Annotated in this window: 26 protein-coding genes; 6 read left to right on the top strand and 20 right to left on the bottom strand. The window is 48.4% G+C overall.

Annotated elements, in window-relative coordinates; all coding sequences use genetic code 11:
* The 5 genes from AC4EVX_RS04495 to rimP all read right to left on the bottom strand — a co-directional run.
* Window positions 1–525: translation initiation factor IF-2 N-terminal domain-containing protein (locus tag AC4EVX_RS04495; RefSeq protein ID WP_490159655.1), on the bottom strand; the 525-nt coding region annotated here is incomplete at its 3' end.
* 29 nt (window positions 526–554) lie between these two features.
* Complete coding sequence (locus AC4EVX_RS04490; protein WP_331681976.1) at window positions 555–875, bottom strand: L7Ae/L30e/S12e/Gadd45 family ribosomal protein; 321 nt, start codon at window positions 873–875, stop codon at window positions 555–557.
* Window positions 868–1137 carry an RNase P modulator RnpM gene (rnpM, locus tag AC4EVX_RS04485; RefSeq protein WP_432628787.1) on the bottom strand — a complete coding sequence of 90 codons (270 nt, stop codon included), beginning with the start codon at window positions 1135–1137 and terminating at the stop codon, window positions 868–870. The genes AC4EVX_RS04490 and rnpM overlap by 8 nt, the downstream gene beginning before the upstream one ends.
* A 48-nt stretch (window positions 1138–1185) precedes the next feature.
* A complete protein-coding gene (nusA, locus tag AC4EVX_RS04480; RefSeq protein WP_308450381.1) occupies window positions 1186–2364 on the bottom strand; it encodes a transcription termination factor NusA in 1179 nt (392 codons plus the stop codon).
* Window positions 2365–2602: 238 nt separating this feature from the next.
* Complete coding sequence (rimP, locus tag AC4EVX_RS04475) at window positions 2603–3067, bottom strand: ribosome maturation factor RimP (RefSeq protein WP_432630318.1); 465 nt, start codon at window positions 3065–3067, stop codon at window positions 2603–2605.
* A gap of 263 nt (window positions 3068–3330) precedes the next feature.
* On the opposite strand from rimP, the gene AC4EVX_RS04470 reads away from it, so the two are divergent.
* Together AC4EVX_RS04470 and spoIVB are read left to right on the top strand one after the other, a co-directional pair.
* Complete coding sequence (locus AC4EVX_RS04470; protein WP_490159654.1) at window positions 3331–4098, top strand: ABC transporter ATP-binding protein; 768 nt, start codon at window positions 3331–3333, stop codon at window positions 4096–4098.
* A 167-nt stretch (window positions 4099–4265) separates the two neighbouring features.
* Window positions 4266–5648: a SpoIVB peptidase gene (spoIVB, locus tag AC4EVX_RS04465; RefSeq protein WP_490159653.1), complete on the top strand. Its 1383-nt coding sequence runs from the start codon at window positions 4266–4268 to the stop codon at window positions 5646–5648.
* Window positions 5649–5695: 47 nt separating this feature from the next.
* Here spoIVB and recN read toward each other — a convergent pair whose 3' ends face one another.
* The 9 genes from recN to nusB form a co-directional block, all read right to left on the bottom strand.
* A complete protein-coding gene (gene recN / locus AC4EVX_RS04460; protein WP_490159652.1) occupies window positions 5696–7372 on the bottom strand; it encodes a DNA repair protein RecN in 1677 nt (558 codons plus the stop codon).
* Between the two features lie 48 nt (window positions 7373–7420).
* Window positions 7421–7873 carry an arginine repressor gene (gene argR / locus AC4EVX_RS04455; protein ID WP_177977686.1) on the bottom strand — a complete coding sequence of 151 codons (453 nt, stop codon included), beginning with the start codon at window positions 7871–7873 and terminating at the stop codon, window positions 7421–7423.
* Window positions 7874–7968: 95 nt separating this feature from the next.
* Window positions 7969–8832, bottom strand: coding sequence for an NAD(+)/NADH kinase (locus tag AC4EVX_RS04450; RefSeq protein ID WP_177977685.1), 864 nt, complete (start codon window positions 8830–8832; stop codon window positions 7969–7971).
* 42 nt (window positions 8833–8874) lie between these two features.
* Complete coding sequence (locus AC4EVX_RS04445; RefSeq protein ID WP_308450376.1) at window positions 8875–9684, bottom strand: TlyA family RNA methyltransferase; 810 nt, start codon at window positions 9682–9684, stop codon at window positions 8875–8877.
* Between the two features lie 106 nt (window positions 9685–9790).
* Complete coding sequence (gene dxs / locus AC4EVX_RS04440; RefSeq protein ID WP_177977683.1) at window positions 9791–11668, bottom strand: 1-deoxy-D-xylulose-5-phosphate synthase; 1878 nt, start codon at window positions 11666–11668, stop codon at window positions 9791–9793.
* Between the two features lie 43 nt (window positions 11669–11711).
* On the bottom strand, window positions 11712–12611 hold the full coding sequence (locus AC4EVX_RS04435; protein WP_490159659.1) for a polyprenyl synthetase family protein: 900 nt from the start codon (window positions 12609–12611) through the stop codon (window positions 11712–11714).
* On the bottom strand, window positions 12604–12834 hold the full coding sequence (gene xseB / locus AC4EVX_RS04430; RefSeq protein ID WP_177977682.1) for an exodeoxyribonuclease VII small subunit: 231 nt from the start codon (window positions 12832–12834) through the stop codon (window positions 12604–12606). The genes AC4EVX_RS04435 and xseB overlap by 8 nt, the downstream gene beginning before the upstream one ends.
* 76 nt (window positions 12835–12910) lie before the next feature.
* Window positions 12911–14137, bottom strand: a complete 1227-nt coding sequence (gene xseA, locus AC4EVX_RS04425; RefSeq protein WP_177977681.1) for an exodeoxyribonuclease VII large subunit — start codon at window positions 14135–14137, stop codon at window positions 12911–12913.
* 88 nt (window positions 14138–14225) lie between these two features.
* The gene (gene nusB / locus AC4EVX_RS04420; protein ID WP_177977680.1) at window positions 14226–14684 is read right to left on the bottom strand and encodes a transcription antitermination factor NusB; all 459 of its coding nucleotides are present in this window, start codon (window positions 14682–14684) and stop codon (window positions 14226–14228) included.
* Window positions 14685–14895: 211 nt separating this feature from the next.
* On the opposite strand from nusB, the gene AC4EVX_RS04415 reads away from it, so the two are divergent.
* On the top strand, window positions 14896–15324 hold the full coding sequence (locus AC4EVX_RS04415; RefSeq protein WP_177977679.1) for a DMT family transporter: 429 nt from the start codon (window positions 14896–14898) through the stop codon (window positions 15322–15324).
* A gap of 91 nt (window positions 15325–15415) precedes the next feature.
* On the opposite strand, the gene AC4EVX_RS04410 is transcribed toward AC4EVX_RS04415, so the two are convergent.
* The 3 genes from AC4EVX_RS04410 to AC4EVX_RS04400 all read right to left on the bottom strand — a co-directional run bounded on the left by AC4EVX_RS04410 (window position 15416) and on the right by AC4EVX_RS04400 (window position 17603).
* The gene (locus AC4EVX_RS04410) at window positions 15416–15802 is read right to left on the bottom strand and encodes an Asp23/Gls24 family envelope stress response protein (RefSeq protein WP_177977678.1); all 387 of its coding nucleotides are present in this window, start codon (window positions 15800–15802) and stop codon (window positions 15416–15418) included.
* Window positions 15803–15938: 136 nt separating this feature from the next.
* Window positions 15939–16844: a SpoIIIAH-like family protein gene (locus AC4EVX_RS04405; RefSeq protein ID WP_490159651.1), complete on the bottom strand. Its 906-nt coding sequence runs from the start codon at window positions 16842–16844 to the stop codon at window positions 15939–15941.
* A 99-nt stretch (window positions 16845–16943) separates the two neighbouring features.
* Complete coding sequence (locus tag AC4EVX_RS04400) at window positions 16944–17603, bottom strand: DNA-3-methyladenine glycosylase 2 family protein (RefSeq protein WP_177977676.1); 660 nt, start codon at window positions 17601–17603, stop codon at window positions 16944–16946.
* 63 nt (window positions 17604–17666) lie between these two features.
* Here AC4EVX_RS04400 and AC4EVX_RS04395 point away from each other — a divergent pair, with 63 nt between their 5' ends.
* Window positions 17667–17888, top strand: a complete 222-nt coding sequence (locus AC4EVX_RS04395) for a hypothetical protein (RefSeq protein WP_490159650.1) — start codon at window positions 17667–17669, stop codon at window positions 17886–17888.
* Between the two features lie 105 nt (window positions 17889–17993).
* Here the strand turns inward: AC4EVX_RS04395 and AC4EVX_RS04390 are convergent, their stop codons facing one another.
* From AC4EVX_RS04390 to AC4EVX_RS04380, 3 genes are read right to left on the bottom strand one after another with little or no spacing between them, the layout of a single operon-like run.
* Window positions 17994–18362, bottom strand: a complete 369-nt coding sequence (locus AC4EVX_RS04390) for an ACT domain-containing protein (RefSeq protein ID WP_177977675.1) — start codon at window positions 18360–18362, stop codon at window positions 17994–17996.
* Window positions 18363–18413: 51 nt separating this feature from the next.
* A complete protein-coding gene (locus AC4EVX_RS04385) occupies window positions 18414–19268 on the bottom strand; it encodes a histidinol-phosphatase HisJ family protein (protein WP_490159649.1) in 855 nt (284 codons plus the stop codon).
* A gap of 34 nt (window positions 19269–19302) precedes the next feature.
* Window positions 19303–20145 (bottom strand): Cof-type HAD-IIB family hydrolase, encoded by an 843-nt coding sequence (locus tag AC4EVX_RS04380; RefSeq protein ID WP_177977674.1) that lies wholly within the window; start codon window positions 20143–20145, stop codon window positions 19303–19305.
* 343 nt (window positions 20146–20488) lie between these two features.
* Here AC4EVX_RS04380 and AC4EVX_RS04375 point away from each other — a divergent pair, with 343 nt between their 5' ends.
* On the top strand, window positions 20489–23257 hold the full coding sequence (locus tag AC4EVX_RS04375) for a PRD domain-containing protein (RefSeq protein ID WP_490159648.1): 2769 nt from the start codon (window positions 20489–20491) through the stop codon (window positions 23255–23257).
* Window positions 23258–23266: 9 nt separating this feature from the next.
* A complete protein-coding gene (locus AC4EVX_RS04370; RefSeq protein WP_177977672.1) occupies window positions 23267–23752 on the top strand; it encodes a PTS sugar transporter subunit IIB in 486 nt (161 codons plus the stop codon).
* Window positions 23753–23763 lie beyond the last annotated feature (11 nt).

Below are 23763 nucleotides of genomic sequence, written 5' to 3'. Positions count from 1 at the left end.
AAAGCCTCCCTGACGGTTTCCTCCGTCACGGTTTCCGTTAAAGCCTCCCTGACGGTTTCCTCCGTCACGGTTTCCGTTAAAGCCTCCCTGACGATTTCCTCCATCACGGTTTCCGCCAAAGCCTCCCTGACGATTTCCTCCGTCACGATTTCCGTTAAAGCCTCCCTGAGTGGATGCACCAGCCTGTGCCGGCTTGGAAGCCTGCTCACTGCTGTCTGCGGACGGCTTGCTCTCCTGCGCGCTTGCCGGCTTGGAAGCCTGCTCGCCATTCTCTCCAGCGGTCTTCGGGCGTGCCGGCTTCTGCTGGGAATTCTGGGTGCGGAAAACTGCTGCGATCTTCTTCTTCGGAGCATCTGCTGCCACCGCACGTCCTGCCTGAGAAGCGGAGGTGTTCTTTACGATCTCCACCTGCTCTGCGCTCAGGTTCTCTGTCTCATTTGCTACATTCTGATGATTATGATTTAAAATATTCAATATATCCCTGTTCGTCCTTCCTAATTCTTTTGCCAGTTCCTTTACATTCATACCTACTACCTCCGATTATGTGTCATGAATTACGCATTTTCATTGCCATTCATCTGCTTCTGAATTGCACCGGCAAGACCGGTATCTGTCACAGCCAGAGATGCCCGCATTTCTTTTCCCATTGCGTGTCCCAGTTCGTCTTTTGTGCCAAAGTAACCGATTGGAACTTTATAGTAAGTACACATGTCGGAAAACATTTTCTTCGTATTGTCGGATGCCTCCTCCGAGACGAGAACCAGCCGTGCTTTTCCTGTCTTTACCGCTTTCTCTGTCGAAAACTCACCGCTCGCCGTCTTTCCGGCTTTCGTGGCAAGACCGATCAGATTCAGAATTTTCTGTCTGTTATCCAAGATTTTCCATCTCCTTTTCCAGTGCCTCGTACACTTCCTTCGGAATCGCCATCTTGAATGAGCGCTCCAGTCCTTTTCCCTTCACAGCCTTCTTCAGACATTCCATAGACGGGCACAGATAAGCACCTCTGCCGTTCTTTCTTCCAGTTGCGTCCAGAGTGAATTCTCCCTCCGGAGTCTTCAGAATACGAATCATCTCTTTCTTGTTCTTCTGCTCCCCGCATCCGATACACTGACGCTGGGGAAATTTCTTTGTACTCACTCGCGTTTCACATCCCATCTGTTCAGAATTCTTACCCGTGAACTGTAATTATTTGTCTTCTTCTGATGATAAATCGGCTAAATCAGCAGAATCGTACTCCTCGCCGGAAGCAGAAACCTCATAATCGGTCTCGAAGTCGTCGTAAACGCCGTCCTCCTGATAATCAATTCCCATTTCCTCGAACAGTCCAAGCTCTCTTGCCTGAGACTCACTCTTGATGTCGATCTTGTAACCGGTCAGTCTTGCTGCCAGTCTTGCATTCTGTCCCTCTTTTCCGATTGCCAGAGACAGCTGATAATCCGGAACGATTACCTGAGCCTCTCTTGCTTCCTCATCTGCCAGAACGCAGATAACCTTTGCCGGGCTGAGTGCATTCTCGATCAGAATTGCCGGGTTGTCATCCCAGGTAATGATATCGATCTTCTCACCGCGCAGTTCGTTTACAACAGAACCTACACGCGCGCCGTTGATGCCGACACATGCGCCTACCGGATCTACGTTCGGATCATTGGAGCATACAGCAATCTTTGTACGGGAACCAGCCTCACGGGCAATCGCCTTGATCTCAACGGTTCCGTCCTTCACCTCGGTTACCTCCTCCTCGAAGAGACGCTTTACGAGATCCGGATGGGTACGGGAAACGGTGATGCGCGGTCCCTTATTCGTATCCTTAACTTCCAGAACATATACCTTAATTCTCTCGGTCGGCTTAAATACCTCGCCCTTTACCTGCTCAGTCTCGTTCAGGACAGCGTCCACACGGCCCAGATTGATGCTGATATTGCGTCCGTTATCACGCTGAACAATACCGGTAACGACATCCTTCTCTTTCTGATACCACTCGCTGTACTGCTGACTGCGCTCCTCCTCGCGGATCTTCTGAAGGATCACGTTCTTCGCGTTCTGAGTCGCAATTCTTCCGAAAGACTTGGACTCAATCGGCACATGAACGGTGTCGCCAAGGTAGTACTTCGGGTCACGGATTCTTGCCTCTGCAAGGCTGATCTGGGTTACCGGATCTTCCACGGTCTCAACAACCTCTTTTGATGCGTATACAGCGAAATCACCGGTCTCCGGATTGATGTTTACCTTCACATTGTCTGCTTTTCCAAAGTGGTTCTTGCAGGCAGTGAGCAGTGAATTCTCAATCGCCTCCAGCAGAGTGGCCTTGCTGATATTTTTTTCCTTTTCCAGCAAATCCAATGCTTCAATTAATTCTTTGTTCATGATTTGTTTATCCTCCTAAACTCAATTCCCTTTCGTGCAGATTCTTCGTTATTGTATCAGGTTACTATGCCACTTTATTGTGTCCTACGGCATTTCCATTCAGAAAATGTCTTCCCGTATACAGGAACGATTTTTTTATTTTCATCTGCCTGCTCGTCACAGTTTTTATCCCCTATAACCAGCAACGGATTCTATCTGTTGTTTTACTGTCTTGCTGTCTTTCTTTTTCTGTATATGATTAGAAATCAAATGCCAGACGGATCAAAGCGATCTCTCCGCGCTCGAAGACTTCCTCGGCTCCATCCATCTCCAGAGTCACCGTATCCTTATCGTATGCTTTCAGGATTCCGGTAAATTCCTTCTGACGGTTGCGTGGCTTGTAAAGACGAAGCTCAACTTCCTCGCCCAGACTGCGCTCAAAGTCCTTATCCTTCTTCAGCGGACGTCCCAGTCCCGGAGAACTTACCTCCATAATATAGCTGTCCTCGATAAAGTCTTCCTTATCAAGCCAGTCACTCAAGAGTCGGCTGATCACCTCGCAGTCATCCACGGTGATCCCACCCGGCTTATCGATGTACGATCTCAGATACCAGTTTCCGGCTTCCTTGACATACTCCACATCCACCAGTTCAAACTGATGCTCTGCAAGCAGTGGGAGCAGGAACTGTTCGGTCTTTGCCTCGTATTCTTCCCTTCTTGTCATGATGTCACCTCTTTTTCTCATTTTTCACAGCTGTCGTTGATCCATTCATCCTTTTTATCGTAATACCATTGCGATCCCAGCCGTATGTTCTCTCTGTTCGCTCTGTAACTGAAGCATAAATTAAGAGTGGACCAAAAGCCCACTCTTCAACGTCAGTTCATCATGTTATCATTTGTATTGTAACACCCCTTGTTTAGAATTGCAAGGGTCAAATACCAAATTTTCTGCATATCTTACCGTATATATCAGATTGGTGAAAGATCATGATTCCTATCCTTGATGTTCAAAATCTCAGCTATTCCTATCACAGCATGGACGGCGCAACATTAGCGCTCTCAAACATTTCTTTTCAAATCAATACAGGGGAATTTGTCGCAATCGTTGGACCATCCGGCTGTGGAAAGTCCACCCTTCTTTCCCTGATTTCCGGTCTTCTATTTCCGGAGGAAGGAAAAATCCTCTTAAAAGGAAGTCCCATTACCGGTCCTGACATCCGAATCGGATATATGCTTCAACGGGATCATCTGCTTGAATGGCGCACAATCCTCGACAACGTTGCCCTCGGACTTGAAATCCGCAAACAAAAAACCTCCGAGACGATGAGAGAACTCAGAAAAATGCTCGACACCTATGGACTTGCCGATTTTGAATCCGCCCATCCGTCAGAGCTATCCGGCGGAATGCGCCAACGCGCGGCACTGATTCGCACTCTCGCCCTGAAACCGGATCTTTTGCTCCTCGATGAGCCATTTTCCGCCCTTGACTACCAGACCCGCCTTTCTGTCTGTGACGACATCAGCGCAATCTTACGCTCTGCCGGAAAGACTGCCCTCCTAATCACTCATGATCTCGCTGAAGCCATCAGCATTGCCGATCGAATCCTGATTCTCACTGCCCGCCCCGGCACAATTAAGGCTTCTCTCTCGATTCATTTTTCTCCAGAAGCCGACACTCCGCTCAAACGCCGAAACGCCCCCGAATTCGCCGGATATTTTAATGATGTATGGGGGAATTTACAGACCGAACACTAATCTATTTTTACAAATTCCATAAAAAAATATGCAAACATAAATTTGGCGCGAAACCAAAAAACTGACAGTGTGAATCCTCCAATCTTTCACATACTAAGATCAGAAAACTCACGGACACACGATTCCATTCAAACGCACATCTGAAAAATTGAGGAGGAACAACCAAAATGAACTCAGAAAAATCCACCCCTGACACCCACAATACTCAAAATATCAAAAGCCCTCATTGCCAGCCATCGCAAAAACTCTGCAAAGCGAACCCCCGCTTCCGCCACCTTCTCATCCGCATCTTCTGGATCAGCCTTCTCTTCTCGATCGGCTTCATCTGGTACACCTTCGACCGCCAGATCCCCGACCGCGTCAGTCTCACGCGAAACGAAACCGGCTCCTTTTCATTCGGCGGGCTTCCGCTCGAGGTAACGCTTCTCGATGACACCTCCGAAGTTTCCCTGCGAAATGCCTCCAATATTCCGGAAAATTCCGTGCGAATTTCCAGCGACTCCCCGCTCTCGCTCTCCGCGACAAAATCAGGGACCTACCAGCTCGGCTTAAAACTTTTCGGTGCAATCCGCCTCAAAAACATCCAACTCGACGTCGTTGAACAGCGCTATGCGATCCCCTGCGGATTCCCAATCGGAATCTATCTCAAATCAGACGGCATCCTCGTCGTCGGAACCGGAACCGTCACGGACGAAACCGGAAAAGAAAGCGAACCGGCTCTCGGCATCCTCGAATCCGGCGACTACATCGAAGCAATCAACGGCCATCCCCTGACAAGCAAGGAAGCCCTGATCACTGAACTCCGCCATGTCGGAGGCGCAGAAAACGTTTTCCTAAAAATCCGGCGTGACGATAAGGAGCTTGAGGTCTCTGTGCGTCCGGTGCGAACCTCCGATGGCACCTGCATGCTCGGCGCCTGGGTTCGCGACGACACACAGGGAATCGGCACAATGACCTACCTTGAGCCAAACGGCAGCTTCGGCGCTCTCGGTCATGGCATCAGCGACTCCGATACCGGACATTTGATGGAGAGCCATGAAGGCTCCCTCTATGAGACAGAGATTCTTGGAATTGAAAAAGGCAGTGTCGGAAATCCCGGCATCATGGCAGGCGTGATCTACTATGGTCCCGGCTGTCTTCTCGGAGAAATCCACGCGAACACAGAGACTGGAATCTTCGGCAATGCCAATGAAGCTCTGCGCTCCCGTACGCTCTCGAGTGCAATTCCCGTCGGCTATTGCCAGGATATTGAGAAAGGTCCTGCCCTGCTTAGAAGCAATGTCTCCGGTCAGATCCGGGATTATGAGATTGAAATTCAGAAAATTGAGCTGAAGCCGCTCCAGAAAAATAAGAGTATGGTCATTCACATCACCGATCCGGAACTTTTAAAGCTGACCGGCGGAATCGTGCAGGGCATGAGCGGAAGCCCGATCATCCAGAACGGCAAGCTGATCGGAGCAGTCACTCATGTCTTCGTTCAAGATTCAACAAAAGGATATGGAATATTTATCGAAACAATGCTGGAAGCCGATGATTCCGGCTCCCAATAAAAACTCAGAAAACAAATCTCCGCAAGCGTCAACTTGATCGACTTGAATTAGAACGTGCGACGTTTCTCCTCCCTCGTCTTCTGAGCAAGACGTTTCATCTCCTTTGCGTTCTCAAGCACCGCTCCGGTGATCTCGACACCACCGAGAAGACGCGCAAGCTCCGCAATCATCTGCGTCTCATCGAGCTCATGGATGACGGTTCGTGTCTTTCCATCCTTCGCGGACTTTGCAATCTCAAAATGCTCATCCGCCATCGATGCAATCTGTGGAAGATGGGTGATACAGATTACCTGATGATTCTTTGAGATGATCGCGAGCTGTTCTGAGACTTTCTGCGCCGTGCGTCCACTGATTCCCGTATCAATCTCATCAAAGATCAGCGTCGGAATCTCATCCGTATCTGCAAGCACCGTCTTGATTGCGAGCATAATTCGCGAGAGCTCACCACCCGAGGCGACGAGTCCGAGCGAGCGCTCCGGCTCTCCGGGGTTCGTCGAGATCACAAACTCTGCCTCATCAAAACCATTTGCGGTGTAATGGGACAGGCGCGAAAAACTCATCGAGAATTTTACATCGAGGAAATTCAGATCAAGAAGTCTCTCTCGAATCTTCTCTGTCAGAATGACCGATGCCTTCTTTCTCGCCTCTGAGAGCTTCTCACACGCAGTCTCAAGCTGTTTCTCCGCTTTTTTCAGTCCCGTCTCCGCTTCTCTGCGGTAATCATCAAAGTGCTCTAACTCCTCGAGACGCTTCTGCTTCTCCTCAAGAGTCCGGGAGATCTCTGCGGCCGTGCTTCCGTACTTTGCCTGAAGATTGTGAATCAGATCAAGGCGCTCCTCAGTCTGTCTCATCTCCTCCTCATTAAAGGAAATATCCTCGAGATAACTTCCGATCGCATGGTGCACGTCATCAAGCAGAGACTCTGCATCATAGAGCTGATCCTGAATCGGCTTGAGCGTCTGGTCGTAGTCCACAACCTCACCGACCTCGTGGATTGCGCGCCCAACCATCTCAGAATTCACTGCCTCATAGGCGTCAGAAAGGCTCTCCGCGATCTTTCGGCTGTTGGAATAAAAGCGATAACGCTCTGTCAGCTCCTCCTCCTCGCCATCCTTAAGTCCCGCCTGCTCTATCTCATCCACCTCAAACCGGAGGAAATCATACTCTCTGCGTCTGCTCTCCTCATCCCCGGACAGTTCCTCAAGGCGCACCTTCCACATCCCATACTCTTTGTACAAGCTCACTGTTTTTTCTTTAATTGGACTGATCTGTGATTTGGCGTAAGTATCCAGAATTTCCAGATGTTTCGATGCGTGAAGCAGAGACTGATGCTCGTGCTGACCATGAATATCAATCAGAAGTCCGGTAACCTCCTTGAGCTTTGTAACTGTCACCGTCTCATCATTGATCTTGCTGACACTGCGCGTCGGCATAATCTTTCTTGTAATAATCATGGTGCCGTCGTCGTCCGGATAGACATCCATCCGTTCAAGAAGCTCCCTCTTTTCTTCCTCGACCGAAAAAATCAGTTCCACATAGGCATAATCACTGCCACTGCGAATCATCTCCTTCGGCGCTTTCTGCCCAAGGGCCAGATTAACTGACCCAATGATAATCGACTTTCCCGCTCCGGTCTCACCGGTCAGAATGTTCAGTCCGTCTCCGAACTCCACATCCGCCTGCTCAATCAGCGCAAGGTTTTTCACATGCAGTTCCAGAAGCATCCTGTGTCCCCCTTATTCTGCTATTTATTCTGCTATTTATTCCGCTATCTATTCTGCTACAAGCTTCTTGATCTTATCCATCACAAGAATCGTGTCGTCCACACTGCGGACCGCACACATGATCGTATCATCCCCGGCAATACAGCCGACGATCTCATGAAAATGAATCGCATCGAGAGCCGCTGCGACTGCCATCGCCATGCCGGACACCGTCTTGATTACCAGAATATTCTGGGCCATATCCATCGACACATACCCGTCCTTCAAAATCCGGATATACTTGTCGCTGAACGTCGTCGACGGATTCTGCATCACCACATAGCGCTGACGTCCGCTCTCCGACGGAACCTTTGTCAACCGAAGTTCCCGAATATCTCTCGAGACCGTCGCCTGCGTCACGCGATACCCGGATTCCTGCAGCTTCTGTGCAAGCTCCTCCTGCGTCTCAATCTCATATTTTCCAATCAATTCCACAATCTTGCTGTGACGTTCCAGTTTCATTTTTCCCCTCCAGAGAATGTCTAAAAATATTCCAGTTTCTGAATCTTCTCAGATCTCAAAATTACACTCACAAAATTACGCTCACACCCGATGATTTACACCCGATCCATCTTATTTCTCAGTGTCTCCAAAAATGAGATGTTCTTCAACTTAATCAGCACCGTGTGGTTGCGGGAACGGAAAATTTCCAGCGTATCTCCCGGCCTTAAATCCACAACCTGATCTCCATCAAAAACAGCCGTCTGCTCCTTGTCGCGGTACTCCATCAGATGAATCTCGATCCGATCCTCCGAGGAGAGGACAATGCTCTGTGCTCCGAGCGTATGCGGGCAGATCGGAGTCAGGACAATCAGCTCTGTCCCCGGCGTCACAACAGGTCCTCCGGCCGAGAGATTGTATGCCGTGGAACCGGTCGGTGTCGCGGCGATCATGCCGTCCGCGAGATATTCATTCAGATACTCGCCGTTTAAAAAGACGCGGAATTTCAACATTTGAAGCACATTTTTTCGTGCGAGAACAATGTCATTGAGTGCGACTCCGGTGCGAATTCCATCCTTCCCGGTCACCCGCCCCTCAAGCATCATTCGGTTCTCCAGCGTATAATTATCGTTGAGAAGGGCCTCAAGCATCGGACGAATGTCCTCTCCTCTCGAAACCTGAGTCAGATAACCGAGGTTTCCGAGATTGATTCCAATCAGAGGAAGCTGGCGCGCAACAAGATCCCGCGATGCCTGAATCAGCGTTCCATCCCCTCCAAGCGTAATCACACACTCCGTCTCCTCAGGCACATCTTTCGGATCGGTGTAGCCATTCCGGTGTTTTTTTCCGGACTTCTCCGGATCCTCCTCCACGCCTCCGGTGCAGGTTGCACCTCGTGAGATCAGATAGTCGCGGATTTGGATTGCGGTCTCCACCGCCCCTTCCTTGGTGGGATTTGCGATCAAGTAAAAATGCTTCATTCCTGCCTACTTTCTCCTGCTCTTCTGCGCTTTCACGCATTTTTATTTGTCGAGTGTCTGATGTGCCGACTCTACCACTGCCTCCTCATCAACCGGGAATTCTCCGCGGATCTGTCCGTCCGTGTGATTCTGCAAATGCAGAAGGTACTCGATATTCCCCTCCGGTCCCTTGATCGGAGAAAACTCCAGATTCAGAATCTCAAATCCGATCTCAGAAGCAAACTCCATAACCTTGCGGATTACCTCAAGATGGGTATTCTTCTCACGGACAACCCCCTTCTTTCCGACTTTCTCACGTCCTGCCTCAAACTGCGGTTTAATCAGACAGACAACCTGTCCATCATCTGTGAGAAGTGCCTTGACCGGTCCGAGAACCTTTGTCAGAGAGATGAAGGAAACATCGATCGAGGAGAGACCAATCTTGTCCTCGATATCGTCCGGAGTCACATAGCGGATGTTTGTCTTCTCCATGCAGACAACACGTGGATCGTTGCGGAGCTTCCAGTCGAGCTGTCCATGTCCGACATCAACCGCATAGACCTTGACTGCGCCGTTCTGAAGCATGCAGTCCGTAAATCCACCCGTCGAAGATCCCACATCCATGCAGACCTTTCCCTGTGGCTGAACGCCGAAATGCGTCATTGCCTTCTCCAGTTTCAGACCGCCACGGCTGACATACTTCAGCGTTGTTCCGCGCACCTCCACATTTACCTTCTCTTCAAACATCGATCCGGCTTTATCTTCCTTCTGTCCATCCACATAGACAATCCCGGACATGATAATCGCCTTTGCCTTCTCCCGGGAAGTTGCAAGTCCCCGGTTTACAAGCATTACGTCGAGTCTCTCTTTCATCTCTATCTTGTTCCTCTCTGTTCTATTTCTCTGTTCTATTTCTCTGTTCTATTTCACCATTCTGTTTTTCTGTTCTATATGATTTACGCTTCTGTATTATACTTGTCTATTCTTTTTCTTTAAGCACCGGATAAAAATCGCGCATCGTGCGGATAATCGAATCACTGTCAATCTTCACGGTTTCTCTGAGCACGGAGACATTTCCATGCTCCACATACGCATCCGGAAGCGCAATGTTGAGTACCTTCACATTCGGAGCATACTCATGAACCAGAGCTGTGACATCGAGACCGAAACCACCCTGAAGCACATTTTCCTCAAGCGTGACGATCAGTTTGTGGTGGTCGGCAAGATTGCAGACCAGCTCCTTATCAATCGGCTTGATGAATCTGCCGTTTGCGAGTGTGCAGTTCCAGCCTTCCCCGCCGAGCTTATTTCTGATGTGCTCTGCGGTGCTGACCATACTTCCGACTGCGAGAAGTGCGATCTCCTCGCCCTGCATCAGAATCTCGCCCTTTCCATATTCAATCGGCGAATCAAATTCCTCAAGTCCACGGTATGCCTGTCCTCTCGGATAGCGGATTGCGATCGGTCTGTCATACGTCATCGCAAACTGAAGATCCCGCTCAAGCTCCCACAGATTCTTCGGGGCAAGCACACTCATATTCGGGATACAGGTCAGGTAAGACAGATCAAAGATTCCCTGATGCGTCTCGCCGTCACTTCCGACAAGTCCTGCACGGTCAAGTGCAAAGACAACCGGCAGATCCTGAATGCACACATCATGAAGAATCTGGTCAAATGCACGTTGCATAAATGACGAATAGACTGCGACGACAGGCTTTAATCCCGCTGCCGCCATTCCGGCCGCAGAGGTCACCGCATGCTGCTCCGCGATTCCCACATCAAAAAACCGCTTCGGATACGCCTTCCGAAATGCCGTGAGTCCCGTTCCGTCCGGCATCGCCGCCGTCACAGCGACAATTTTCGGATTCTTCTCGGCAAGCTGACACAGCTCCTTAGAAAACACATCTGTGTACGTCGGAAACTGCTTCGTGCGAAGCGCCTTTCCGGTCTTGATATCAAATGGCTCAACTCCATGAAAGCGCGATGGGTTCTCCTCCGCCGGCTTATATCCCTTTCCCTTTTTCGTCAGGACATGAACCAAAACCGCATGGTCCATCTTCTTTGCTTCCTTGAAAATCTTTGTCATCTCGGGAATGTCGTGACCATCGACCGGTCCGAGATAGGTGATTCCCATATTCTCAAAGAGCATGCCCGGAATGATCAACTGCTTGATGCTGTTCTTTGTCCGGCTGATCTTGTCGACAAGCCCCTCTCCGACAACCGGAACCTTCAGAAGCGTGTTCGACACTCTCTTCTTCAATCGGTTGTATCTGGTTCCCGAGCGAAGTCCGCTCAAGTACTTTGACATTCCTCCGACATTCTCCGAGATCGACATGTTATTGTCGTTCAGTACAATAATAAAATTCTTGTTCAAATGCGCCGCATTGTTCAGCGCCTCATAAGCCATTCCTCCGGTGAGTGCCCCATCTCCGATCACAGAGACGACCGAGTAATTTTCCCCCAGAAGATCACGGCCCTGAGCAATTCCTAAACCCGCTGAGATCGAAGTCGAACTGTGTCCTGTATCAAAGGAATCATACGGGCTCTCCTTACGTTTCGGAAATCCGCTCATTCCACCGTACTGGCGCAGTTCATCAAACATCTCCTTGCGTCCGCTCAGAATCTTGTGCGTATAGGACTGATGACCCACATCCCAGATTACCTTATCCTTTGGCAGGTCAAAAGCCCGATACAGGGCAATGGTCAGCTCCACGACTCCGAGATTCGACGCCAGATGTCCGCCCGTCACGCTGATCTTCTCGATCAAAAACTGGCGAATCTCTGCTGCGAGCGTCTTCATCTGCTCAGGAGTCAGTTTTTTCACATCCCATGGTCCTTCTATCCGTTCCAGAATCATAACTCTTCCTGTGCCCTTCCGTACATCTCTTAATTCCTCTTAATTACTTTTCTCTCGTGACAAGCATCTCAATCAACCCTGCCAGGAATGGATTCTTACCCGGCAGTTTCTCAAGGAGCTGTACTGCACGCTCCGAGATCTCCTGCACATCCTTGTGCGCCTGCTCAATTCCCACAAGAGTCACATACGTCGTCTTGTTGTTCTTCTCATCGCTGAGAACTGGCTTTCCGAGCTGTTCTGCCGTGCTCGTCACATCCAGAATATCATCCTGGATTTGGAATGCCAGACCTACTGCCGACGCAATCTGCTCCGTGAGTGCGATCTCCTCCTCATCTGCTCCCGCAAGCACAGCACCGATCATCATCGATGCCTCGAGAAGAGCTCCTGTCTTCAAGCGATAAATGAAATCCAGTTTTTCCTGTGGAATCGGCTTTCCGGTCAGCTCGACATCGACCACCTGACCGCCAATCATTCCGTAAATTCCGGTCTTCTGTGCAAGAATTCCGATCGCACGTCCGACAAGATCCGGGCGGGTTGTCTTCTCAAATGCCTTTGAAGCCGTCTCAATCGCATAGATCAGCAGGGCATCTCCGGCGAGAACTGCCATGTCGTATCCAAATTTCACCCACGTCGTCGGAAGACCTCTTCTGAGCGTATCGTTATCCATACATGGAAGATCGTCATGAATCAGGGAGGAGGTATGAATCATCTCCATTGCTGCCATAAATGGACGAATCTCCTCTCCGTTTCCGCCAAAAAGGCGATATGTCTCCTCCATCAGCATCGGGCGCAGGCGCTTTCCACCGGCGCGCACACTGTAATTCATTGCCTCAAAAATCGTTTTCTGATGCCCGGTCTCTTCCGGAAGAAACGCTTCCACAACTGCCTCCACCTCAGCTGTGCGCTTCTTAAGCTCTGCTTTTAGCATCTCTTTGTCATTCATTTCCATCTTCCATTCCTCCCCGAAGAACAATCATCTGTTTTTCCACGCGATCCAATTTCTCCGTACAGCCCTTCAAAAGCCGAATTCCCTCCTCATAGAAGGCAAATGACTCCTCCAGCGATGTATCTGGAGCTTCCATCTTCTGCAAAACCTGTTCAAGCTGTGAAAATGCCTGTTCCACGGTCAACTCCTCGAATGCTTCCTCAGACGATTTTTTCTCCATCTTTCCTCCCAAGCCTCCCTTTCTTGCCTCATCACCTATGTCTCACATGTCTCACTCCACTCATTGATCGAGCTTTTTATATTTCCCTGACATCATTCACATCAGCGGCCTCACTAATCTCGGTGACAACCGCCTTAACTCGTCCATCAAGAACTCGGATTGTGATCGGATCACCCACTTTGACATCAGAAACGCTCTCAATCCGATGCTCATTTTGATTAGTCAGAAAACCAAAGCCCTTGCTGATCTTCTCAAGCGGAGAGAGTCCCTGAAGACGTCCACTTGCGAGCGCAAGGTGATGTTTTGCCTCAGTGAGTCTTTTTTCCATCGCCGTGTTTAATTTGCCTTCCATATCGGCAAGATTCCGTCGTTTTTCGCTGAGTTTGAAGTGCGGATCCTGAACCAAAAGGCGTTTTTGACACCAACTTAAATAATTTCGACGGTACTGAATCCGCTGACTCATTGCTCGCACCAGGGATTTCTCATATGTCTGACAGTCACTTACAAAACGGTTCCAGTCAAATACGGCAAGCTCTGCTGCTGCCGACGGGGTCGGTGCGCGAAGATCTGCCACAAAGTCCGCGATCGTCACATCCGTCTCATGACCGACTGCCGAGATCACCGGTGTCTGACACTCAAAGATCGCTCTCGCGACCTCCTCCTCATTGAATGCCCATAGATCTTCGATCGAACCACCTCCACGCCCGACAATCAAAACATCAAGTCTCATCTCGTCGAGCGTTCGGATGCCAGCGCAGATGCTCGCGACCGCACCATCTCCCTGCACGAGAGCCGGATAGAGAATCAACTGAACAAACGGATTTCTGCGCGCCGTGATATTCATGATATCGCGAATCGCTGCACCCGTGCTCGCTGTCACAATCCCGATTTTCTGCGCGTAACGCGGAATGGGGCGTTTGTACTCTTCAGCAAACATCCCCATCTCTTCCAATTCCTCACGCAAACGACAGAAGCGCTCATAGAGATCGCCCCGCCCATCGAGTTCTATTTTCTTTGCATACAGCTGATACGTCCCGTCCCGCTCATATACATCCACGGCTCCGGTCACAACCACGCTCTGCCCTTCCTCCAGCCGGAAAGAAAGCCCTCTGCGCTGTCCGGCAAACATCACAGCTTTCAGAGTCCCGCTCTCGTCCTTCATCGTGAAATAGATGTGTCCGGACGGATGGTATTTGCAGTTGGAAATCTCTCCGCGAACAGAGATTCTGTTCATGACAAAATCCTGTGCAAACATATTTTTAATATAAGAATTTACCTGTGCAACCGAATAAACACTCGCCATCTCAATCGCCCTTCGCTATTCCTTCCGGTCTCAGAGTTTCAAAACTGCTAACTGCAATTTTGCAACTTGCTATCCTTACGATGTTCGCTTAGTTTGCCTGTTCCTTCACCAGTCTTGCAAGCACACCATTGATGAAAGCCGGGGAATCATTTCCGCCGAACTTCTTTGCAAGCTCAACTGCCTCATTGATTGCCACCTTATCCGGCACATCGCTGTCATAGCGCATCTCGTAGACTGCCTGACGCAGAATCGTCAGCTCCACATGACCCATACGCTTTGTGTTCCATCCCTGAGCTACTTTATTGATCTCCTCATCAAGCTGTGGAATCATCGGTGCGATCTCCTCCACGCGGGCAATCAGGAACTCTCTGTCCTTGTCTGCCATCTCCACCTGGTGAACGATCTCCAAGGTTCCATCTGCTGTTGTATCATCCTCATCAGGTGAACCGAAATACTGTTCTACCTGCTTTGCGGTCTCCTCTGCCGGGTAAAAATCTACCCCAAATAACATTTTAAAACAGTGTTCCCGCATTTCTCTTCTGGTCATTCTTCCTTTTCCTCCTGGCACAATATCTGCATAGTTGGATATTATCATATCACATTTTTTTCAGATACTCAATGGGTGGTTTTCGCATAAAATTTTCCTGATTTTCGCATACTGTTACTGTTTCTTTCCCTGATTTGGCAAATAAATGACGCAATTTTTCCAATATTTTTTAATTTCCTGTATTTTGGGAGTCCATTAGGAGGTCTTTGTGATGTGGGGATTTTTGATTGCGCTTCTCTCTGGCGCACTGATGAGCTTGCAGGGTGTCTTAAACACCGAAGTGACAAAACAGAGCGGGGTCTGGCTCTGTGCCGTCTGGGTTCAGCTGACGGCGCTTGCGACCTGCGCTCTGTTCTGGTTATTTGGAGACCGTGCTCCGTTCTCTTCTCTTTTTCAGATTCGCCCCTGGTACCTGCTGATCGGCGGTGTCCTCGGGGCATTTATCACCTGGAGCGTCGTCAAAGGCATGGATCGTCTCGGTCCTGCCCGCGCAACGCTCACAATCGTGGTGACTCAGATTCTCGTCTCCTACGGGATTGAACTTTTTGGACTTTTCGGCGTGGAAAAGGTTCCGTTTGAATGGCGCAGACTCCTCGGCGCCGGAATCGCAATCGCGGGGATTGTGATTTTCCATTTATAGCTCAGAAGAGAGGCAATCTCATTCATTGTAAAAGGAGCCTGATAAATGCCAGACTCCTCTTTTTTAATCTCTTTTTTCACTTTTTCTTAACTTACTTTTCCTCTGCCAAGTTCACACCTGCAATTCGAATATTGACATCCAGAACAGTCAGACCGGTCATATTCTCAATCGCGGACTTTACACGATCCTGCACGCGCTCGCTGACATCTGGAATGTTGTATCCATATTTCAGATTCAGGGACAGATCTACGGATACATGCTCCTCAGTCACATCCACCTTCACACCTTTTGACAGGTTCTTCATGCCGAGCTTTCCGACAAGCTCATTCGTGATGTTGCCTGCCATCGAGTCAACACCCTCTACCTCTGTCGCTGCCAGACCTGCGATGATCGCAACCACCTCATCTGCGATGCGAACCTCTCCGATTTTATCCTTCTCATATACCTTGTGAGTATTTCTTCCTTCCAGTTCTGCCACGGTTATCCCTCCTCAATCGCTCCGCCATTTCAGAGCTATATTCTGCATTTCGTTCTGCTGTTATTATAGCAAATGACGGCAGTTTTGCAAAGGGCTGTTTTTTGTAACTCCTACTCCATTACAGTTGTACAGCAGCTTATTCTTCGAGCTTCATCAGCGTAATCACAATTCCATCAACCGGAACTTCCGTCTTTCGCTTTACAATGTCCTCAATCTGCGCCCTCTGCTGGTCGGTGATCGACGGCGCATTGATCACAACATCCACCTTGCCGTCCGTGATGCTCACAACCGGGTCAGCAAAACCTCTCGCCTGAAGAAGCGTCTCCGTCGCATTTTCCTTCTCCGCAATCGCCGTCATCTGAATCATATTCTGAATTGCTTCCTGCTTTGCCGATTCTGCGATATTGGCGTTGTTGATGATGCTGTTGAGCGTCTCTTTGTTCTTCGCACGGATCTGCTCGCGGTTCATCTGCACTCCGGCTATGTAGTCTGACACCGTGATTCCGCTTGTGAGCACGGCTTCCCCGGGATTTTCAAGTCCACTCTCCTCCGCGTCCCAGCTGTCAATCTCGGCAAGCTGAGTTCCCGCAGTATCAGTATCTGCACCCGAATTTCCGCTTCCGTCAGTCTGCTCTCCCCCTGCTTCCGCCTGAAGAAGACTTCCCTCCGCCTGCGGTTGCAGATTGTCGCCACTCACCTGATTGTCTGTCAGACCGTTCTCATTTCCTGTCTGTCCGAGCATCGTCCCGTCTGCCACATTTTGCCCATTCTGCCCGTTCTTGTCCCCCGCCAGCTGATTCTCCGCAAGTTGATTCTCTGCAAGCAGATCTTCGTCTGAAATATCAAGACTTCCCGCCTGATAGATCTGATTTCCTTTGTCTGTGCTTGCCTCAAGTTCCTTCTTTCCCGCATAGTTTAAGTATCCGGCTGCCGCAATCATAATCGCAAGTGTCGTGATAATCATCTGATTTCTGCGGAACATTCGTTTGACTTTTCCGTCCCCATCCTTCTGCGGACGTATTTCCGGTTTTTTCAACTTCATGACGCCACTCCTTTATTCCACCCGCTTTGACACTTTTATTCTATGCGATTGATTTTATTTTATGCCGAATCCTTTTTTCTTCTGTTTCCCTCTATTTTTTTATTTCTTCTTTGTATCTTTCCCACTCTTCTTTGGCGCATAATCCTTCATGTCGGGAATCGCACCACCTGCAACTGCCCAGAGATAAAGACTTGCGACACTGCAATAAGGGTGGAACCGTCTGCGATATTTCTCAAACAGTTTCCGGTCAATCTTTCTGTGATGGTAGACCATGCGAAGTCCTCTCTGAATCGCAAGATCATCAAAGCTGAATACATCGGGACGTTGCAGACAGAATAATAAAATCATCTCCGCCGTCCACACGCCGATTCCGCGCAGAGAGGACAAGGCTTCGATCGCGTCCGCATCGGACATCTGCTCCACATTCTGCAAGTCAAACTCACCGCTTTGCACCTTGTCCGCAAATTCTTTTATATACTCTGCCTTGCGAAAACTCATCCCAAACGCCTGCAATTCCGAACATTCTCTCGCAGAAATCGTCTCCGCATTTATTTCTCCCAACGTATCTTGGAGTCTCTTCCAGATTGTTGCCTGCGCCTTGCTCGAAATCTGCTGTCCGACAATGTGATGAACGACAGAAGAAAATAAATCCGAATCTGTCACCCTCTCGATATGACCAATTCGGTCAATCACCTCCGCCAGTTTTTTATCTTTTCCCTTCAAATATGCGATTTCCGTCTCTCCGTATAAGAAATACACGTTTTTCCTCCTATCCGCCTTCACTCTTCTTTTCTCTATATGTTTTCTGACGACATCTGTGCGATGCCACAAGGCTTTGACACAAATGTCGGTGAGCGCGGTGTTCCGCTCTCCGCAGGACGCACCACGATCGTCATCGCCCACCGCCTGTCGACAGTCAAGAATGCTGACCGCATCGCCGTGATCGACAACGGCAGAATCACCGAGCTTGGCTCACACGAAGAACTGATGCAAAAGGATGGCGAATACTCTGCCCTCGTGCACAGTCAGCTTTTGAAAGAGTAACTTGATCTGTTCAAAATGAGCAATACAAATTTGCGGAAGTGCCGGTAGCCCTTCCGCAATATTTTTTAATCAAACTGAAATTTTCAAATACTCTGGTACGGATTCTCATCCCACAATCGTATAACCCTCATGCGCGAGAACCCCCAGCGCCTTCTCATAATTCTCTTTCTTAATAAAAACATAATCGGTATTGTAGGTTGAGACTGCAAAAATAGAGATTTGATTCTCTGCCAAAATTCCAGCAATCTTTGCCAGAATCCCGATCAGTGAAAAATCAAGAATTCCCTGAATCCGAAATGCTCTCCATCCGTCATCTCGCTCAACCGTGTTGGACGGCACATTTTCCGTCATGCAAACGAGAGAATTTTCTTCATCCGTCTTTTCGATAAAGCAGTACTGCGCATCCAGATTCACAAGAGAATAATCTTTCACCTTGCACACTGAAAAATCATGATTGATCTTTTTTATCTCCATCACAGGTCTCCTCCAAATTTCCCTCAAATTTCCAAATTCACTCCGCAATTTTTATAGCGGATGATAAACCGGCTTCATCCGATCGAACGTACAAAACTCCGTAAATCCAAGCGCCCGCAATTCCTGCTTTGCGTCATCGATATAAGCACCAAGATGCTCTGGCTTGTGACTATCACTCCCGATCGTGATGATCCGTCCGCCAAGTTCGCGGTATAAGCTCAAAATAGCGCGCGACGGAGTCAGATCTTTGAGACCATATCTGTGGCTGGAAGTGTTGATCTCAATTCCCTTTCCATCCGCAATCACAGTCTTTAAGATCTCTGTGATCACAGGTTTTACCCTCTCAAACGGATAAATCCCCACCTCGTCATATCTCGTGATCAGATCCAAATGCCCTAAAATGCTGTAATTGTGATAGTGCTTGACCAGATACAGCAATTCCTGATAATACCGCTCGTTGTACTCCTGCTGGCTTCTGCCTTTCTGGAAATCCTGATTCCAGAATTCCTTGTCATCCACCTGATGAACGGAAAGAATGATAAAGTCAAACGGGTATCTCGCAAACAACTTTTCATACCGCTCAATCGTGTGCGCCTGCACACCAAATTCCAGTCCCAGTTTGATGGAAATCTTATCCCCATATTTTGCTTGGAGTTCCCGGATCTGCGCCACATACTTCGGATAATCCACATTGTTTAAAACCATTGCGTCCGGCTCACCAGATCCACCCACACGACAAACCGTCTCCCCCGGCTCATCCCAGTCTTTCTTGATTCCATAGTCCACATGATCCGTAAAACACAGCTCATCAATGCCCTTCTCGATCGCGTCCCGGACAACCTGTTCCATCTCGTAGGCGGAATCATCACTGTATTCCGTATGTACATGATAATCAGCCCTCATCATTTTATCCTCCCGTAATTACAGATTTCCTCCATACTCATCTTTTTCCCCCGTCATTCAGCACCCACTCTTCCAGAAAATGCCCTGCTCCGTCGTCCTCATTGTTGCCTGTCACATACTTTGCGACCTGTTTCACGTCCTCCTCAGCATTTCCCATCGCAACCGAAACACCGACTGACTGAAGCATCGAAATGTCATTTTCATTATCGCCTATTGCGAGCACATTTTCCATACTTATTTTTAATTTTTTACAAAGTATACACAATGCATTTCCTTTCGAGGCATCGACGGAATTTACCTCCACAATTCCGTCGCCGGTTCTCAAAAATACAATTCCGGGAGTCGGACTTCCTTTCTCTAAAATCTTCTGTGCCAGTCCATCTTCCAAGGCAAACGCCCCCATTTTCAGTACTTTCACCCCACTGGTTTTCAAGAACTCTCTCAGATTCTCGACATTTCCTTCGCTAAACTTTATATAGGGATATTTTTCTGATAAGCCGGTCTTTTCCCAGCCCACTTCCCGAAATGTTCCCTGATCTGTATGTGCATACACCGCGGTTGGAAACTGCTCCAGAAACGCAAGCGCTTCTACCGCTTTTTCAGTCGGAATTCCAGCTTCACAGATGCATCTCTCCTCGGGCACATCCATCAGCATTGCACCATTGGAGCAGATCGCATATTTGATGCCATCGACCTGATTTAACACCGCCTTCTTCATTCCTTCGAGCGGTCTGCCGGACGCCGGCACCAGGATCACACCTTTTTTCACGATATTTCTCAATACCTTTAATGTATAATCCGATATGCTCTTGTCCTCATGGAGAAGCGTTCCATCCAAATCTACGGCTACCAGACGAATCTCTTGTTTCTCACTTTGCATAATCCTTTCCTCCTCATTCAATACACTAGCTAATACGTTTTTTCCGTTACTTTTCTGTTTCATTTTCTTCTGTCCAATTCTCCAACTCCCCACTTCTCGTAGTTCCAGTATACCACAACTCCCACTCCTAAAAGTGTCAATCCTAGTGTCGAACCCCCTTCGCTTTCTTCTCCCACCCCCTTATTTTCTGCCCCTCTACTGACGAAACCCTTTCTCAACTGGCGAAATCGTCCAAAACCTATTCCCTAAAAAAAGATTTTTTGTATAATAATGCTTGTAATCAGGTAGACAAGAAAACGCGCGAAGAGACAAGCTCAAATTTACAAACAGGAGAATCATGTACATGCTCAGCACCAAAGAGGAATTATATCTTTACTTGGAAAAAATAAGTCGGGGTTTTACTCTGAAAGATCTGAAATATTTTACGGCGAATCACATCAGCGAATCTCTGAATATTTCCCGTAACTTAGCCAGTCAGTATCTGAATGAGTTGGTAAAAGAAGAGCGGGCCATCAAGGTCAACTCCCGCCCTGTATACTTTTTTCATAAAAAAAATGTTGAACGCGAAGCCCAGGTCACCCTGGAAACCTGCGTATTCTCCGGCATGGACGAGTTTCAGCGTAAATGCCGAAGCGATGAAAAGAAAAGAGATTTTCAAAAAGCCATCGGCTATTACCTGAGTTTAAGTTCTTGTATCGAACAGTGCAAAGCGGCAATCAAATATCCGCCGAACGGTCTTCCGGCTCTGTTTTACGGCGCCGGCGGAACTGGAAAGGCTTTTCTTTCCCGGCTGATGTATGAATACGCGGTAAACGAACGGGTCATTGGAACAGCGGGGGCAACCTCTCTTCCACCCTACATTTCCGTAGACTGCTCGGAATACGCCCAGAACGAAGAAAAATTTGCTCTTGCCCTCTGTGGCGGAGCGGATGGAAAAGGTTGGCTTGCAAAAGCCAAAGACGGTATCCTGTTTTTTGACGAGATTGACCGCCTTCCATTTTCAGGTCAGGAACTGATTTATTTTTACCTGATCTCGGGACAGTACAAGAGTTATCACGATGAAGAACATATTTTTGAATCGAACGCAAGACTGGTGTTCTCCACGACAAAAGCATCCGGAGAAACACTCTATAAACCGCTTGCACGGATGATCCCCATTGTGATCCCTGTTCCCACGTTACACGAACGCACCGCCGATGAAAAAGAGGAAATGCTGATTTCCTTTTTGAGAGCAGAGGGACGGCGCATGGGAGTCGACGTCAGCATCAGCCAGAACGCCTTCCACTGTATGCTGGAATTTTCCTACGAGAACAACATCGACGAGTTAAAAACCTGCGTTACCAGCAGTTGCGCCGGAGCTTATCTGGAAAAAAGCAACGATGGAATCGCTATTTACAGCTACCACCTTCCGGAATACATGCTCTCTTCCCTAAAGCTGGAAATCAAGGACAAGGACAAACGGATGATCCACTTAAACAGTTACAGTCGAGATACTTCACTTGGACAGACCGTACAGTTTTTCCAGATCATGTTAGATGTCTTTGAGGATTACCGTCAGGACACAATCAATTTTACCGGTCTGATGAGTGAATTCCGGAAACAACTAAATGACTACTACGATTATCTGATCTACGGACAGAAACTTGTAAACATCAAGATCTCCACTTACGAGCAGTTGATCAACCAGATCTTTGAAAATGTGGGCGAGATGTATGGCATCAGTCTTTCTAAAAAATACAGTCACCTGCTTGCCCGCTGCCTTTACATTCAGCTTCAGGGCGATCACCTGATTGACAACTGGATGAAGCAAAACCGAGATGAGATCGAGGAAATGTTTCAGGCAGTCAGCACCGTCCTCGAAAAAGAGGCAGTCATCTGTTCCCGGATCGTAAATTTAATCAAACTGAATCTGGACATTGAGACAGATAGTTTAAACCAACTCTTCCTGCTTCTGGACATCAAAAACCAGAATCAGAAGATTCAGGGACTTTCCGCTGCCGGCATCATTCTAAGCCACGGCTATGCAACCGCTTCAAGCATTGCAGACGCCGCCAACCAGATCATCGGCAGAAAGGTATTCGACGCAATCGACATGCCTCTCGACATGCAAATGAATGAGATCACCGGTCTGTTGGAAAAACACATTGAACGATTTATCACCTGTCAGGACGTAATCCTTCTGGTCGATATGGGGTCTTTAGAGCAGATCCACAGCCAGATGCGTGGTCTGAGAAACTTAAACATCGGCATCATCAACAACATTTCCACTGCCCTCGCCGTTGACATCGGTCTCGGCATCTGTGGAAATCAAAAGTTGGAAGACATTCTGAAACGTGCCAGTGAAAGCAACATCTGTACCTATCGCATCATCCACAATATGCAGAAGGAAGATGCCATAATCTTCAGCGGAGAAAACGGCATCGACACAACTGAGAAGTTGAAAGAACTGATCTTAAAAACTTCCGAGGCTGTGATCCCTCTAAAATTTGTGGCTTACGATTATTATCGACTGGTTAAAAACGGCAGTCGCGATGAGATCTTCCAGCAGTACCATGTAAAATGCATCATCGGGGTCTTCAATCCGGAGATCGAAGGAATTCCTTTCATCTCATTGGAGGACATCATCTCGATGAATTCCGCGGAAAAACTGACCAACATTTTTTCCGAGTACCTGAATGAAGAACAGATGGAAGTTTTCAATCAGAACCTGGTAAAAAACTTCTCCCTTCAAAATGTTGTGGAGTCCATCACCATTTTAAATCCTGACAAACTCTTAGACGAGGTGGAACAGGCGGTTGGACGGCTCCAGAAGATCACCGGAAGAAAGATTGCGGGGCGGATTATGATCGGGCTTTACGTCCACCTGTGTTGTCTGGTAGAGCGTCTGGTCACAAAAACTCCGATCGACAATTATCAGGATCTGGAAGATTTTGAACAAAAACACGCTGAATTTATCGGACAAGTAAAAGACAGCTTTCAGGATATCTCCCGTCATTACCGGGTGGCTCTCCCTGTGAGTGAGATCGCTTACATTTACGATTACATACATCTGAATTCAAAAAATAAGCTTTCCGGGCAGGCAGAAAGCCCGGTCGTCCGCGAGGACGAGTAGGAGGTAAATATGGGTATTGTACTTGCAAGAATTGATAACCGTCTTCTTCACGGCATTGTGGCAACACAGTGGGCTGGTCGTTCTGGTGCACAGCGCATCATGATCATCGACGACACAGTTGCCAACAATGAGCTGACCAAAGCGAGTATGAAGCTTGCCAGACCTACCGGCATGGCAATCTCCATCATCACTGAAGAGACCGCACTGAATAACTTCAAGGCCGGAAAGTACAACGATCACACCGTATTTGTTCTGGTCAAGAAGCCGGAAACTCTGGTTAAACTTACCGAGATCGGTGTAAGGGTTCCGGAGCTGGTAGTCGGCGGAACTGTAAAGCCTGCGGAGGGCGAGGAAGCTGTGAAGATTTCCCCGAGAGCCTTTGCAAAGCCGGATGACATCGAGGCTTACAAGAAGTTAAAGGCAAGTGGAACCAAAATGTATGCACAGTATGTACCTGCTGATGCAGAAATTTCGATGGATGAATTTCTGAAATAACAAAAGGGGGG

This window comes from Brotaphodocola sp., from assembly GCF_983179755.1.
Note: the sequence above shows the minus strand (reverse complement) of the source record. Positions and strands in the feature narration are given on the sequence as shown.